Here is a 15,138-nt window from a genome sequence, read left to right on the forward strand (position 1 = left end):
CCGCCAGTAACGAAGATAAATTTTGTACTCATGCGAACCCTAGAATATCAGGAATTAAAAGGAATATAACACCCAAAGAAGAGCCTAAGGGTATATCATCAAGACGGGGCGAAATTGTACCAAAACACTGCTTATCAATCCAGCTAAAATTAGCTAATACGCGCACAAAAAATGTGCACTATTTAACATTAAGCCTATTTTACTTTTTTAATCGCATCCCACGCACTATCCATCTCTTCAAAGGTTGCTGTATCTAAGCTTTTACCTTGCGCATGCAAATAAGCGTTTACCTTTTCAAAACGCGCTGAAAACTTATCATTAGCGCTACGAAGCAGTTGTTCGGGATCTCGTTTAACATGGCGTACAACATTAACAGTGGCAAAAAGTAAGTCGCCGAGCTCTTCCGCTGTATGATCAGATAGCGGGTCTTGCTCAATCGCTTCTTTTACTTCAAGCACTTCTTCACTCACTTTATCTAGTGCACCATGATACGTTGGCCAATCAAAGCCAAGGGAAGCCACGCGTTGTTGAATTTTTTTGGCTTTACTTAAGCTTGGCATATTGCCAGGGATATCTTGCCAAAAAGAAGGGGATTCGGTTTGCGCTCTAGCACTTCGCTCCTGTGCTTTGATTGCTTGCCACTGCTGCGATAATTGATCGTCTGTTAGCTCTTTTTTTCCACCAAACACATGCGGGTGACGACGGGTAAGCTTATCGTTTAATTGCTCTACTAGATCATTAAAATCAAATAGATTTTGCTCTTGTGCAAGTTGCGCATAAAAAACTATTTGAAATAGCAAATCACCCAATTCACCTTTAAGCTCATCTAAGTTGCCTGATTCAATACAGTCGGCAACTTCGTACGCTTCTTCTAGCGTATGCGGCACAATAGATTTAAAATCTTGCTTGAGATCCCACGGACAACCGCCCTTGGGATCTCGCAGTGTTTTCATTATGCTAAGAAGTTGTGTAAGCGCTGTATTATCATTCATGATTAATGACCACGCTTGGCATCATGTACACCTTCAATTTGGTGTAATTTAGAAAGAACACGGTTAGTACCCGATAAGTCATGTACTTCTATTTGCATTGTAAATATAGCTAACTGATTATCTTCAACCGTATTTACGTTCATGTTTAAAACATTTACTTTTTCGTTAGCAAGTACTGAGCTTATATCGCGTATCAACCCTGAACGATCGGTGGCTTCTATTTTAATACTTAGTGCGTACGAGCCGTTAATATCATCTGACCAACTTACCGAAATAACACGCTCAGGATGCTGGTTTTTTAAGTTATTAAACGAATCACAGTCTTCCTTATGAACACCTATTCCTCGACCTTGGGTTATATAACCTATTATTTCATCGCCAGGTACTGGGCGACAGCACTTGGCTACATGGCTCATTAGGCTGCCAACACCATCAACCACAATGCCGTTTTTATCACCAGTTACTTTACTTGGTGCTTTAATGCGAATAACCGGCTCATCTTCTGTCCGATCACTTACAAAGTTAAGCATTTGATTGAGGCGAACATCGCCCGCACCAATCGCAACCATTAAGTCATCCAGCTCTTTAAAGTTAAAACGCTTAATGGCTGGCTCTAAATCTTTATATGTTAAATTGAGCTTTTGTAATTCACTGTCGAGAATTTCTTTCCCCGCACTTAAGTTTTTGTCGCGGTCGAGCTGTTTAAACCAGTGGTGGATTTTAGCTCTAGCACGGGATGATTTAATGTATCCTAATGACGGGTTTAACCAATCACGACTTGGATTTGGTTGTTTTTGGGTCAGTATTTCTACCTGATCTCCTGTTGTAAGTTGATGCGTAAACGGCACTATTTTGCCGAATATTTTTGCACCAATACAACGATGCCCCACATTTGAGTGGATGTAGTAAGCAAAATCAAGCGGTGTAGCACCAAGTGGTAAATCGATAATATCGCCGCTTGGGGTAAATATGTATACGCGATCTTCTACTACTTGGTTTTTAAGCTCTTCTGCTAAATCGCCACCATCAACCACTTCTTCTTGCCATTGGAGTAGCTTACGCAACCAGCTGATTTTTTGCTCATAACCCGAACCGCGCCCTGGTAATGCACCTTCTTTGTACATCCAGTGTGCAGCCACCCCTAACTCAGCATCTTGATGCATGTCGCTGGTACGAATTTGTATCTCTACCGTTTTACCTTCAGGTCCAAATACCACGGTATGAATTGACTGATAGCCGTTTTGTTTTGGGGTTGCTACATAGTCGTCAAACTCTTTATTAAGATGACGCCAATTGGTGTGCACAATGCCCAGCGCACCGTAGCAGTCTTGCAGGCGTTCAACGACGATACGCATTGCCCGAATATCAAAAAGCTGATCAAACTCGTAGTTTTTTTGCTGCATTTTTTTATAAATGCTGTAAATGTGCTTAGGACGGCCATAAACCTGGGCCTCTATGCCCGCTTCACTTAAACGATTTTTTACTTGCTCAACCATATCTTCCATGTAGGCTTCGCGTGTAAGACGTTTGTCGTCAAGTTGTTTGGCTATGCTTTTATAGGTGCCTGGGTGCAAATATCTAAACGATAAATCTTCCAGTTCCCATTTTAATTGCCCTATTCCTAATCTGTTTGCCAATGGTGCAAAAATATCAGCCGTTTCTTTAGCGGCAATGACGCGGTCTTCTTCATCCGCATTTTTTACATTGCGTAAATGACATACCTGCTCGGCAAGCTTAATGACCACGGCGCGCACATCTTCAACCATGGTTAATAACATTTTTCGAATATTATCAACTTGCATAGTGCCTTTACCTTGATGCGATAAAGTACTAATAGTGGCCATTTGTGCAACCCCAGTTAGCAGCATGGCAATGTTATTCCCAAGCTGCTCTTCGATGGTTTCAAGCGATATTAAGTCGTTTAAAAAATACGGGGTTAAATACGCAGTAGCTAACGATTCGGGGTCGAGATTTAGCTCAGCTAAAATTTCAACCATTTCGATTGCAGTAGTTTGCCTGCTTTCACTATCACATTTTACGCAGAGCGCTTGGGCTTTAGTAAGTAGCTCTGTTTTTTCTTCAGACAAGGCAAGAAATGAAAGCCGAGTGCTAAAATCTGTTGTCTCATCTTGTTGATGTGATTGTCGTGTAGCTACCATAATGCGTTCTACCTCCGTTGAAATAACGCCATAGTTTCAATATGCCCTGTATGAGGAAACATATTCATTAGCCCAATTTTATTAAGATCAAAGCCAGCTTGTGAAATAATTGCGCTGTCACGGGCTAAAGTAACAGGGTCACAAGAGACATATAAAATAGTTTTAAACTGCTTTAAAGGTAATTCCTCTAATACAGCCATAGCACCAGTCCTCGAAGGATCGAGTACAAGCACATCTAAGTTTTTGCTAAACCATGGGGCGCTCTGTATGCTTTGGGTTAAATCAAAGCAATGAAACTGCGCATTGGTAATAGAGTTAGTTTGCGCATTTTGAGCAGCCATTGCAACCGCTGAAGTCACACCTTCTACACCAATTACAGATTTTGCTTGTTTTGCTAACACTAATGAGAAATTACCAATCCCACAAAATAAATCCAATAAATTTTCATCACCTTTTAAATCAAGCCAATTTGCAGCTTGCTTTAACATAGCTTCGTTAACTTGCGCATTTACCTGAATAAAATTACCTAAACCAAATTCAAATTTTAGATCAAATTCTTTAAGATAATAAAATGGCATGGCTAAGTGTGAATGTTCTATTGCATCGCTCTCGCTTTGCCATACAATTTTAAACTGCTGGCTTTTTGTTATGTGCTCAACCAAAGCCTTTGTATCATCATTAATTGCTTTAGTGTGACGAATAACAACAAAGTTTTGTTTATCACTTTGGCATAACTGTAAATGGCTTATACTGTGCAGTGCTTTGTGTTGATTAATTAAATCATCAAAAAGTGTAAAAACATCTGTAAATACTTCATCAAGTACTGCACATTTATTAATACTCACAATATTTTTTGAGCCACTTGCTCTGTAACCCACGCGCATTTTTTTAGCTGCTTTATCAAACATAACAGCTATACGAGCGCTGCGTCTGTAATGCACAGGTTTACTTAATAATGGGGCTTGCCAGTTTAAGCTGTTTAATTTAGCAAACTTACTAAATAACTGAGTAACTGCAGTTTGTTTTTCTACAACTTGTTGGCTTTCTTCTAAATGCTGTAATTGGCAACCACCACACTGATTATAGTGCTCACAAAAAGCATCTACTCTTGATTCACTCGCTTTAATAACTTTAATTACTTTTGCACTGCTGTATTTAGCTTTATCTTCGACGAGTGTTGCTTTGACTGTTTCGTTTGGTAATGCACCGCTTACAAAACATACTTTATTGTTATGTTTAGCAATGCCACGCCCTTGATGATCCATTCCCGTTATAGTCAATTCTAGTGTTTGTTGCTTTAACGGTTTTTTTTTCGCTTTAAAAATTTGCGCCATTAGGCATTACCTTAACTTTATTTATGAAGCACCTATATTTAGATGCTTTAGAATGCGTGTTGAACCGTATATACTCAAGTCATACTAATAACGATAAAACGCTCTCATTATGACCAAATTAGGCTTACGCGATTCTGTTTTAACACTGACCCTGATCCCAACGGTGATCATAGGATTACTACTTGGTGGCTATTTTACAATAAATCGTTACATTGAGCTTGATGAAATTTTATATCAGCAAGGCACTACTATTTCTGAGCCCCTTGCTATTGCGCTTGAGCAACCCATGCTCGAAAAAAACAAACAGCTATTGAATCGCCTTATAAGCTACACACATAACAAGCACTCCCCTACAATTAAGTCGATTGCAATTTTTGATAAAAATAATGCGCTATTAATGACCAGTAATTATCACCGCTCATTTGAAAAGTTAATTAGTCAAAAAACGCTCATAAATTTAAAAACCACCCATGTGCAAAAGTCAGATGAGCTTGTTACATTTTTCACACCCATTATTAACCATACTAGTCACGATTCTAAATGGGACCCGTCGGCTTTTCAGTCATCTCTGGGCACCGTTATTATACAGCTAAATAAAGACCAAGCTGTTATAGGTCAACAAAGAGCTTTATTAATTAGCGGTATTGTAATTATTTTATCATTGGTGTTTGCAGCTATTTTAGCTTTAAAGTTGAGCCGCATGTTTATGACGCCGCTTAATAAGTTAGTACTTGCAACCGACAAGTTAGTTGAAGGTAAAAGAAGTACTGGCCTTAACGACAACATGATTGGTGAGTTTGAGTTACTTCGAGAAGGCTTAAACACCATTGCTCACACTATGGTGATGCAAAAAGATGAAATGCAAAAAAATATTGATCAAGCAACAAGCGACTACCGCGAAACACTAGAGCAATACGAAACGTCAAATATAGAGCTCTCGTTTGCAAAAAAAGAAGCGCAAGATGCTAACCGTGTAAAATCAGACTTTTTAGCTAAAATGAGTCACGAGCTTCGTACTCCGTTAAACGGTGTTATTGGATTTACACGCCAGCTTTATAAAACACCGCTGAATAAACATCAAAAAGATTACCTCGACACTATTATGCTCTCAGCAAATAGTTTAATGACTATTATTAGCGACATTTTAGACTTCTCCAAACTAGAAGCGGGGGCAATGGAGCTTGAGTCGATTCAGTTTCAACTTCGTGATGCTGTAAATGAAGTAATGACACTACTCGCTCCTAGCGCACACGATAAGCAATTAGAGCTATCCATTTACATTAACCAACAAGTACCGGATGACTTAACAGGCGATCCCACTCGCTTTAAACAAGTCTTAATAAACCTGTTAAGTAATGCGATTAAATTTACCGAAAAAGGCTCTATTAAGGTCGACATAAGTCATCGGTTACTCGACGACGAACGCACTTCTTTACTTGTGTCAGTAACAGATACTGGCGTGGGTATACCTATGGATAAGCAAGACTCTTTATTCACTCCATTTGGGCAAGCAGACTCAAGCATTACACGTAAGTTTGGTGGTACAGGCCTTGGTCTTATTATTACCAAGCATATTGTTGAAGCAATGAGTGGTCGTATAACGTTAAATTCTGCGCCTGGTAACGGTACCTGCTTTACATTCAATAGTGTGTTTAGTTTGCCAAATCACGTATTTACAAATGACTTACCGACTAAATCGCTCATTGGTAAGCGTATCTTATATTTAGAGCCACATGAGCATACGCACCATGCCGTACTTTCGTTATTAACCCAGTGGGAATCAAACGTTACGGCATGCTTTAACGAAACTAGCTTTTTAGACGCTATAAAAAATACTGAACATAAATATGACGTTTGCTTAATTGGCCATATGGCATCAGTTGATGATATGCAGCAACTAAAAAGCTATGTAAAAGCCGTGCGTGAATCTACTGATTACTTATATTTAATGCTTAATACTGTATCGCACAATATGCGAGAAGCCTTTATAGGCAGCGGAGCTGATGCATGTTTAAGTAAGCCACTTAATCACCGTAAGTTATGTGAAGTACTTGCAGCACCTTACAGACTTGACCACCCGACTCATAATATTGAACAAAACGATCAAGCTCTACTGCCGTTAAAAGTATTGGTTGTTGATGATAACGATGCTAATTTAAAACTTCTCCATACTTTGTTAAGTGAACAGATTGAAGTAATAGAAACGGCTCATAATGGTTCACAGGCATACAGTTTAAGTAAAAGTCATAAATACGACATAATTTTTATGGATATACAAATGCCAATTATGGACGGTATAACCGCATGTAAGCTTATACAAGAATCATCACTTAATGAAGACACACCCATTATCGCTGTAACGGCACACGCCCTTCAAAGCGAAAAAGAGCAACTACTAAAAGATGGCTTTAAAGGCTATTTAACTAAGCCTATTGATGAAGATATGCTTAAACAAATTATTAGCGACCATAGTCCACAGACTCCTGTTAATCGTGACAAAGCTAAGACAGATACACCACAAAGTCCTGCACCATTTCAAAGTAGTAGAATTGATTGGGCACAAGCCCTGCAGCGTGCTGGCGGAAAGAGCGAGTTAGCGCTAGAGATGCTTAACATGCTACTTTTAAGTGTCCCTGAGACCCTTACATTACTTGCTAAAGCAATAGAGAGTAACGATTGCCAGCAAGTGTTAAGTATTGTCCATAAGTTTCATGGTGCATGTTGTTACACTGGTGTACCTAAACTTAAATCACTCGCAGAAACAATCGAAACATCGCTTAAAAATAAATGCTTGTTAGAGAATATTGAACCTGAATTATTTGAGTTACAAGATGAGCTTGAAAACCTACTTGCAGATGCAAGTGTGACCGAACTGCAAAGATAAGCTTTGAATTTTAGATACAAAAAACGCGGTATTTACCGCGTTTTTTAATTAAGCTTTTTAAATGCTTATGTTTGCTTATCTTACATTCTTGCTTCAATCATTAATCGTTTCATGTCACGTACGGCTTTATCAAGCCCATCTATCGCTGCACGAGCAATAATAGCGTGACCAATATTTAGCTCATAAATCTCAGGCATTGCAGCGATTGGTTTCACGTTATGATAATGAAGACCATGGCCAGCGTTAACAATCAAACCTAAGCTTGCTGCGTATTTTACACCTTCACGAATGTGCTCTAACTCTTTGTGTAAATCAGTATCATTTGTTGCATCAGCGTACGCGCCTGTGTGTATTTCTACATAAGGAGCACCACATTCTTTGGCTGCATCTAACTGTGCTTTATCTGCATCAATAAATAGCGATACTTTAATACCCGCTTCGGTAAGCGTTTTTGTTGCTGCTTTAATTTTATCTATATTACCGGCTACGTCTAAGCCACCTTCGGTTGTTAATTCTTCGCGCTTTTCAGGTACTAAACACACGTACTCAGGTTTTACTTCAAGCGCTATTTTTATCATTTCATCGGTAACAGCGGTTTCAAGATTCATACGAGTTTGAATGGTTTTAGCCATTACATAAACGTCGCGATCTTGAATATGGCGTCTGTCTTCACGTAAGTGAATCGTAATACCGTCTGCGCCTGCATGCTCTGCTACACTGGCTGCATGAGCTGGATCTGGATAGCTTGTTCCACGCGCTTGGCGAAGTGTTGCAATATGATCTACGTTTACACCCAAAAGAATATCTTTCATTTTCTTACCTGTAAAATTACGTTTATTGAGAGGCCATAAATAGCTCGCGGCTTTTTAATGGTTTACTACCTAATAAGGGTTTTAATAAATAGCGACTTAATTGCTTTGCCATATATAGCACATCATTTTGGCTAAAGTCATGATTTGCTATGGCGTTGAGTTGTTTGCCACTAAATCCAGAACGTGTATCTTCTTGTACTAAAAAACCAAGTTCGGGGAAATAACTATACGTCTGCTTTTCATCTATTGGTTCACCACTGGCGTCAAAACTAAAATCCACGCCATAACCGAGTAATTCCAATAGTTGAAACTCGTATGAGCGAAGCACCTCTTGTAAATTAGCCCCGCTGTTTAGGTTTGATAGATGAGTTTTATATAGCTCAAATACTTGTTCAATTGGCTCGTTAACAGGAACGATACGATTTGTAAGCTCATTTAAATAAAAACCACAATAAAGCTCATCACCTTTTAAAAAGTGCGAGTTCCCATGCAGTTCAAACTTATTGATATATTTTAAATCGTACTTGCCACTGTAATTAACAAGCAGTGCCTGAAACGGCTGAAGTTGTGCTTTATGTTTAGTGGCCTGGCGACCACTAATTCGGGCCAGCATTCTTAACTGACCAACGCCTTCTACAAGCATATCTAACATTACTTGGGAGTCACTATAAGGACGCCGATGTAATAAATACGCGGTGTAGAAGTCGCTATCCATTCACTAAGCTACTGCTTGGTCTAGTCTTCACTGTAACCTAAGCTTCTTAGTGCACGTTCATCGTCAGCCCAACCCGACTTAACTTTAACCCAAAGCTCTAAAAACACTTTGTTATCAAGCATTTCTTCTATGTCTTTACGGGCTTCACGGCCAATGGTTTTTAGCTTTTCGCCTTTATTACCAATAACCATGCGTTTTTGTGTTTCGCGCTCAACAAGAATTAACCCGTTGATATGCCAAATACCGTTGTCTTGCCATTTAAACTGCTCAATTTCAACAGTTACAGAATACGGCAATTCTTCGCCCATAAAACGCATTAGTTTTTCACGAATTACTTCAGCTGCCATAAAGCGCATTGAACGGTCAGTTACATAATCTTCTGGAAAGTAAAATTCGCAAGGAGGTAAGCGTTTAGTTACTTCTGCTTTGATTAAATCAACATTTTTACCTTGCGTTGCCGATACTGGCATAATTCCAACAAAATCAAACTTGTCACTTAACCACTTCATATGAGGCAACACAAGGTCACGGTCTTTAACTTGGTCTATTTTATTAATAACCAATAATACCGGCTTACCACTTTGCGATACTTTATTAAGTACCATGTCGTCATCGGCATTCCAATGAGTGCCCTCAACTACAAAAATAATAAGCTCAACATCGCCGATAGAACTAGACGCGGCACGGTTCATTAAACGGTTAATCGCACGTTTTTCTTCAACGTGTAGACCTGGTGTATCTATGTATACCGCTTGGTGTTTACCTTCGGTATGAATACCCATAATACGATGACGCGTGGTTTGTGGTTTACGTGAGGTAATACTCACTTTTTGCTCAATAATTTCATTAAGCAAAGTCGACTTACCTACGTTTGGGCGCCCTACAATAGCAACCATTCCACAAAACGTATCTACATCACCTTCATGAGGCTGTATTAGGGTATCAAGGTTCATTTTTAAGTACCTTCAATGCTTTTTCAGCAGCTTTTTGTTCGGCTTTACGGCGCGAGCTACCTACAGAAATTATGCTATCCATTCCATCAACAATACATTCGACCGTGAATGTTTGATTGTGTGCTTGGCCTTTGGTATCAACCACAGTGTAACCCGGTAAAGATAATTTACGGGCTTGTAAATACTCTTGCAGCAGGGTCTTCGGATCTTTTTGGTTAAGCCCTGGTGAAATAGCATCTAATCGTGATTCGTACCATGACAATATAAGATCGCCACAGCTATCAATACCTGAATCTAAAAATGCAGCGCCAATAATAGCTTCTACTGCATCAGCAAGCGTTGACTCGCGACGGAATCCGCCACTTTTAAGCTCGCCCGGCCCTAAGCGTAAATAATCGCCTAGGCCAAATTCAAGACCAAATTCGGCAAGTGTTTGACCACGCACAAGCGTTGAGCGCATGCGGCTTAAATCGCCTTCACGCGCTTTAGGAAATTTGGCATAAAGTGCATTGGCAATCACAAAGCTTAAAATAGAGTCGCCTAAAAATTCTAGTCGCTCATTATGCTGGCCTTTGTGGCTGCGGTGCGTCATTGCTTGCTCAAGTAAACCTTGATCGGCAAATTCATAGCCAATTTTTTTATATAATTCTGTTACATTTTTTTTCATCGTTACTGAATATTACCTAGGCGCTCAAAGCGAACACCAGTTGGAACCCATCCTGGTAAAATATCATCAGGGCCATTCTCAAATTCAAAACTCATCCATATAAAGACAGCTTTACCCACCAAGTTTTCTTTTGGTACAAAGCCCCAAAAGCGACCATCTTGGCTGTTGTCGCGGTTATCACCCATCATAAAATAATGATCAGCAGGAACAGTCCATTCATCAGAAGGCGTGCCCGGTTGCTGGTAGTAACGCCCTTTTCTCTCAGGCGCTTGTGGGTTGATTAATATATCATGCGTAACTGTTGTTAAATTTTCATTTACACGAGCTAGAGGCATTGGGCCTTGTTTAAATTCGTTATCATTAATTAGTTTAAAATCAATTTTATTGAATTCATTACATAAAAGCTCACCCTGCTGGGTTTCGCCTTCTTTACAATTTGGCTGAATATATAAACGTTTATCGCGATAAACAATTTTATCGCCAGGTAAACCAATTGTACGTTTAATATAGTCAACATTTTCATCTAAAGGGTATTTAAAAACAACAATATCACCACGCTCAGGCTGCCCAATATCAACTAATTGAGTACGCCAAACAGGGTCTTTTATTCCATATGAATACTTTTGTACTAAAATAAAATCACCTACTAATAATGTAGGCATCATTGAACCGGATGGAATTTGAAACGGTTCAAAGATAAATGATCTAAAAATAGTAATTGCTGCAATCATCGGGAAAATCGACTTTGCTGTTTCTGTTAGTACTGGTTCTGGTGCAATTAATGCCGCCGTTTCTTCATCTAACGGAGCTCCAGCAGACGTTTGCGCTATCGCTAAGCGCTCCTGTCTTTTAGGTGCATACATTAAGTGATCTATTAACCATATTAAGCCTGAGCCTAAAGTTAATAACACCAATAAAACTGAAAAATAACCAGCCATTTATAATCCTTTGTTTTTATTTGCCAACTTTTAAAATAGCTAAAAACGCTTCTTGAGGCACTTCAACATTACCTACTTGCTTCATACGTTTTTTACCATCTTTTTGCTTTTTAAGTAGCTTTTTCTTACGGCTCACATCACCACCGTAACACTTAGCAATTACGTTTTTACGTAATTGTTTTACCGTGGTACGGGCAATAACATGTTGTCCGATAGCAGCTTGAATCGCTATATCAAACATTTGACGTGGGATAAGCTCTTTTAACGCATCAGCTAACTGGCGACCACGAGACTGTGCACCATCTCTGTGAACAATTATCGCAAGTGCGTCAACGCGCTCACCATTGATTAAAATATCAACACGCACCATATCTGATGTTTGAAAGTGTTTAAAGTTATAATCAAGCGACGCAAAACCACGGCTAGTTGATTTTAATTTATCAAAGAAATCCATCACCACTTCAGCCATAGGTAGCTCGTACGTTACAGCTACTTGCTTTCCGTGATAAGTCATTTTTGTTTGGCTACCACGTTTTTCAATACACAAAGTAATAACGTTACCTAGGTATTCTTGTGGTACCAAAATATTAGCTTCAACAATCGGCTCTCGAATCTCTACAATATCGTTTACTGCAGGTAAATCAGATGGATTATCAATCTGAAATGTACCTTCTTTAGTAACTATCTCATAGATTACCGTAGGTGCTGTTGTAATTAAATCAATATCGTATTCACGCTCTAAACGCTCTTGAATGATTTCCATGTGTAGCATACCTAAAAAGCCACAGCGGAAACCAAAGCCAAGTGCAGTTGAATTCTCTGGTTCAAAGAATAACGACGCATCGTTTAAGCTTAATTTATTAAGTGCATCACGGAACGATTCATACTCATCTGATGCAATTGGGAACATACCCGCATAAACCTGAGGCTTAATTTTTTGAAAGCCAGGTAAGCGAAGTGGAGCTGCATTTTTTTGATGAGTAATAGTGTCACCTACTGGCGCACCATGTATCTCTTTAATACCAGCAATAACAAACCCTACTTCACCTGTTCTTAAAATACCGGTGTTGGTTTGCTTAGGAGTGAACACACCTACTTGGTCAGCAGTATGTATATGCTCGTTCGACATTATTTTTATTTTGTCGCCAGTGCGTAATTCACCGTGCTTAATACGCACTAGTGATACAACGCCTTGGTATGGGTCAAACCAAGAATCGATAATAAGTGCTTGTAAAGGTGCATCTTTGTCGCCTACTGGCGGCGGTACATCTTTAACGATCATTTCAAGAACTTCGGCAATACCTACACCTGTTTTAGCGCTACACTGCACTGCATCAAGGGCATCAATACCAATAATCTCTTCAATTTCTTCTGCAACACGTAAAGGATCCGCTTGCGGTAAATCGATTTTATTAAGTACTGGAATTACTTCTAATTCCATTTCAATAGCGGTGTAACAGTTAGCTAGTGTTTGTGCTTCAACGCCTTGGCCTGCATCAACAACAAGCAACGCGCCTTCACAAGCAGCTAAAGATCGTGAAACTTCATACGTAAAATCAACGTGTCCTGGAGTATCAATGAAATTAAGTTGGTAGGTTTCGCCGTCGTTCGCTTTGTAATTCAACGTTACACTTTGCGCTTTAATGGTAATACCACGTTCGCGCTCAATATCCATTGAATCCAAAACTTGTTTTTGCATTTCACGGTCGGTTAAACCGCCACAAACTTGGATCAAACGATCTGAAAGGGTCGATTTACCATGGTCAATATGGGCGATGATCGAAAAATTACGGATATGCTTCATAAACTGGATTCTATACTTCTATTTTAATGGACTAAATATGAATACCTAAGTGACTTGAAAATACTTGCTTTAGGATGCCATAAGCTAAATTTGTATATAACAAACTGTACTTACGCTTTTTAAGATGGGTTACAACCATTTTATGTATTGAATAACAATAAGTTATATTTACTTAACTTAAATAATTCAGCCAGATAAAATAATTTAAAAAACCACGATTCCCTGTATTTCCAAGTTACTTTGGTATAAAACGGCAATTTTACATTTAATTGGCGTCAATCACCATCTATTTGAGTTAAAGGGATACTAATTGGGTGAATTTTTATAACTTTTATATCGTGCTTTAGAGATTTCACGCGAGTTTTAGCTATAAAAAAGCCAGTAACACCACCTAGAGCAGCAGCTAAAATCTGCCAGCCTTCGGAAGCTATAAACAATTGCGCCGCAACAAATGCAAAAACAAGACTCAAAAGGAGCGGTAGCATGTAAACCGCAAAAGCATGCTTAACGACATGACTATCATCTAGTGACAAAGTGACCTTTTGCCCTATTTCTACTGAGGATTCAAATTTATAAGGAAAGGTTTTTTTTGCAGTGCCAAATAATTTACTAAACACTTGTGAGCCGCAACGACCATTGCAGCCTTCACAAGCTTGTTTTTGCTGTGCTTCTAAATGAGCAATGTGGCCATCGAGGGCCACAACAGTGAGGGTTTGTTCAATCATAACAATCCTTACGGAATCGTCTATAGTGCGCGGGTAACTGACTCTGCAATCGCTTTTGCGGTCATACTCGGTACATTACCAACAACCGATACATCAAAATTACCGCCATTATGCACATATACTGTCGTTGCACCAGAAGTGAGTGCTCCACTTAAACGCTTACCTGGTAATGGGCGCTGAATAAATACAGAAACCTCAACAAAACCATCAGAGAACAAGTAATAATCAGTTAATTCGTTATTTAAATCGAGCTTATGTCTGTCTGATTTTAGCAACTCAAAGCCATCTGGTAACCAACTGATTTTCCAATTAGTGGCAGTACTATCTTCATTTATAAGTGCATTGTTTGGCAAAGGCGTTGGAAAGTTTCGATTGAGCACTTCAACTAGCATACCGGCTGGCTGCTCTGTCACACTAATATGTGTAAGCTGTAACTGCTCTAAGGCTTCACCTTCATGGTTAACGTACGCGGCTTTTAGTAACAACGACGATTCCATATCCAACCAAATCCAGTAATTATATTTATACTCGTCTTTAGATTCTATGCGAACAAGTTGCGCTGCGCGCCCTGCAATACGCCCTTTGCCGCCTAGTACAAAATCATAGTGCGCACTTAAGCGATCTATATCTTTAAATAGTACTTCAGGGATTGGACCTGCTATTGAATCTGTTTTTAGAGAATATGGTTCAGACTGAGGTTCAAAATAAGTAACTTGATTATCGATACGGACCATTTCAAGCCCAGCACCGTTAAGTAAACTTAAATGCTCAAGTTCGGTGTCACCTTGTAAAGCATGCACCCATCGGTAGGGTTCCATTGTTTTACCTTTGACAACCACAAACGAGGCGTCAAAATTACGGGTGTGAACGGCATTAGCCATTTTGAGTAATAAATCTTTGGCAGGATTTGTGTCGTTGGCAAATGCATTAAAGCTTACTACCAACGACAGAACAAAAGTGATTACTTTCATTTAATTAGTTTTTTTCCTCAGACGCTTTGGTATTAGTTTGCGCTGTTTCTAAAGAATTCGCAACTCGTGCTTGGCGTTGATGCTCAAGAACTAACGCACCAATACGCTGTTGCTGTAGTTCACGTAAACCTTGCTCAGCATTTTCAAGCGCAGGCTCAGACGAATAACTTACTGGCGAAGCCAT

Annotated in this window: 13 protein-coding genes; 1 reads left to right on the forward strand and 12 read right to left on the reverse strand. The window is 39.3% G+C overall.

Annotated features, from left to right (window positions below; genetic code table 11):
- Window positions 1-194: 194 nt before the first annotated feature.
- Genes mazG through rlmD form a run of 3 tightly spaced genes read right to left on the reverse strand, consistent with a single transcriptional unit; the run spans window position 195 to window position 4,485 of the window.
- Window positions 195-992: a nucleoside triphosphate pyrophosphohydrolase gene (gene mazG, locus L652_RS0102835; RefSeq protein ID WP_024594978.1), complete on the reverse strand. Its 798-nt coding sequence runs from the start codon at window positions 990-992 to the stop codon at window positions 195-197.
- Window positions 993-994: 2 nt separating this feature from the next.
- On the reverse strand, window positions 995-3,151 hold the full coding sequence (gene relA, locus L652_RS0102840; protein ID WP_024594977.1) for a GTP diphosphokinase: 2,157 nt from the start codon (window positions 3,149-3,151) through the stop codon (window positions 995-997).
- A gap of 8 nt (window positions 3,152-3,159) precedes the next feature.
- Window positions 3,160-4,485 (reverse strand): 23S rRNA (uracil(1939)-C(5))-methyltransferase RlmD, encoded by a 1,326-nt coding sequence (gene rlmD, locus L652_RS0102845; RefSeq protein WP_024594976.1) that lies wholly within the window; start codon window positions 4,483-4,485, stop codon window positions 3,160-3,162.
- Window positions 4,486-4,594: 109 nt separating this feature from the next.
- Here rlmD and barA point away from each other — a divergent pair, with 109 nt between their 5' ends.
- Window positions 4,595-7,369, forward strand: a complete 2,775-nt coding sequence (gene barA / locus L652_RS0102850; RefSeq protein WP_024594975.1) for a two-component sensor histidine kinase BarA — start codon at window positions 4,595-4,597, stop codon at window positions 7,367-7,369.
- 80 nt (window positions 7,370-7,449) lie between these two features.
- Here the strand turns inward: barA and pdxJ are convergent, their stop codons facing one another.
- The 9 genes from pdxJ to L652_RS0102895 all read right to left on the reverse strand — a co-directional run.
- Window positions 7,450-8,181, reverse strand: a complete 732-nt coding sequence (pdxJ, locus tag L652_RS0102855; RefSeq protein ID WP_002958712.1) for a pyridoxine 5'-phosphate synthase — start codon at window positions 8,179-8,181, stop codon at window positions 7,450-7,452.
- A gap of 22 nt (window positions 8,182-8,203) precedes the next feature.
- A complete protein-coding gene (gene recO / locus L652_RS0102860; RefSeq protein WP_002958713.1) occupies window positions 8,204-8,896 on the reverse strand; it encodes a DNA repair protein RecO in 693 nt (230 codons plus the stop codon).
- A 20-nt stretch (window positions 8,897-8,916) separates the two neighbouring features.
- Window positions 8,917-9,849: a GTPase Era gene (era, locus tag L652_RS0102865; RefSeq protein ID WP_002958714.1), complete on the reverse strand. Its 933-nt coding sequence runs from the start codon at window positions 9,847-9,849 to the stop codon at window positions 8,917-8,919.
- Window positions 9,839-10,516 carry a ribonuclease III gene (rnc, locus tag L652_RS0102870; RefSeq protein ID WP_024594974.1) on the reverse strand — a complete coding sequence of 226 codons (678 nt, stop codon included), beginning with the start codon at window positions 10,514-10,516 and terminating at the stop codon, window positions 9,839-9,841. The genes era and rnc overlap by 11 nt, the downstream gene beginning before the upstream one ends.
- Window positions 10,517-10,518: 2 nt before the next feature.
- Window positions 10,519-11,454 carry a signal peptidase I gene (gene lepB, locus L652_RS0102875; RefSeq protein WP_002958716.1) on the reverse strand — a complete coding sequence of 312 codons (936 nt, stop codon included), beginning with the start codon at window positions 11,452-11,454 and terminating at the stop codon, window positions 10,519-10,521.
- Between the two features lie 16 nt (window positions 11,455-11,470).
- Window positions 11,471-13,258, reverse strand: a complete 1,788-nt coding sequence (lepA, locus tag L652_RS0102880) for a translation elongation factor 4 (protein WP_002958717.1) — start codon at window positions 13,256-13,258, stop codon at window positions 11,471-11,473.
- A 275-nt stretch (window positions 13,259-13,533) separates the two neighbouring features.
- On the reverse strand, window positions 13,534-13,983 hold the full coding sequence (locus tag L652_RS0102885) for a SoxR reducing system RseC family protein (RefSeq protein WP_024594973.1): 450 nt from the start codon (window positions 13,981-13,983) through the stop codon (window positions 13,534-13,536).
- A gap of 20 nt (window positions 13,984-14,003) precedes the next feature.
- Window positions 14,004-14,954 (reverse strand): MucB/RseB C-terminal domain-containing protein, encoded by a 951-nt coding sequence (locus tag L652_RS0102890; protein WP_024594972.1) that lies wholly within the window; start codon window positions 14,952-14,954, stop codon window positions 14,004-14,006.
- A 4-nt stretch (window positions 14,955-14,958) separates the two neighbouring features.
- Window positions 14,959-15,138, reverse strand: a 180-nt coding sequence (locus L652_RS0102895; protein ID WP_024603265.1) for an anti sigma-E factor RseA C-terminal domain-containing protein, incomplete at its 5' end; no start/stop codon positions are given.

Origin of the sequence: Pseudoalteromonas sp. TB25, assembly GCF_000497995.1 — a bacterium.
Lineage (GTDB): Bacteria > Pseudomonadota > Gammaproteobacteria > Enterobacterales > Alteromonadaceae > Pseudoalteromonas > Pseudoalteromonas distincta.

Bases quoted from the DNA above. Each gene is read 5' to 3' on its own strand.
- lepB (WP_002958716.1), bottom strand. From the start codon at position 11,454: ATGGCTGGTTATTTTTCAGTTTTATTGGTGTTATTAACTTTAGGCTCA.
- pdxJ (WP_002958712.1), bottom strand. From the start codon at position 8,181: ATGAAAGATATTCTTTTGGGTGTAAACGTAGATCATATTGCAACACTT.
- L652_RS0102890 (WP_024594972.1), bottom strand. From the start codon at position 14,954: ATGAAAGTAATCACTTTTGTTCTGTCGTTGGTAGTAAGCTTTAATGCA.
- recO (WP_002958713.1), bottom strand. From the start codon at position 8,896: ATGGATAGCGACTTCTACACCGCGTATTTATTACATCGGCGTCCTTAT.
- L652_RS0102885 (WP_024594973.1), bottom strand. From the start codon at position 13,983: ATGATTGAACAAACCCTCACTGTTGTGGCCCTCGATGGCCACATTGCT.
- relA (WP_024594977.1), bottom strand. From the start codon at position 3,151: ATGGTAGCTACACGACAATCACATCAACAAGATGAGACAACAGATTTT.
- lepA (WP_002958717.1), bottom strand. From the start codon at position 13,258: ATGAAGCATATCCGTAATTTTTCGATCATCGCCCATATTGACCATGGT.
- rlmD (WP_024594976.1), bottom strand. From the start codon at position 4,485: ATGGCGCAAATTTTTAAAGCGAAAAAAAAACCGTTAAAGCAACAAACA.
- barA (WP_024594975.1), top strand. From the start codon at position 4,595: ATGACCAAATTAGGCTTACGCGATTCTGTTTTAACACTGACCCTGATC.
- mazG (WP_024594978.1), bottom strand. From the start codon at position 992: ATGAATGATAATACAGCGCTTACACAACTTCTTAGCATAATGAAAACA.
- era (WP_002958714.1), bottom strand. From the start codon at position 9,849: ATGAACCTTGATACCCTAATACAGCCTCATGAAGGTGATGTAGATACG.
- rnc (WP_024594974.1), bottom strand. From the start codon at position 10,516: ATGAAAAAAAATGTAACAGAATTATATAAAAAAATTGGCTATGAATTT.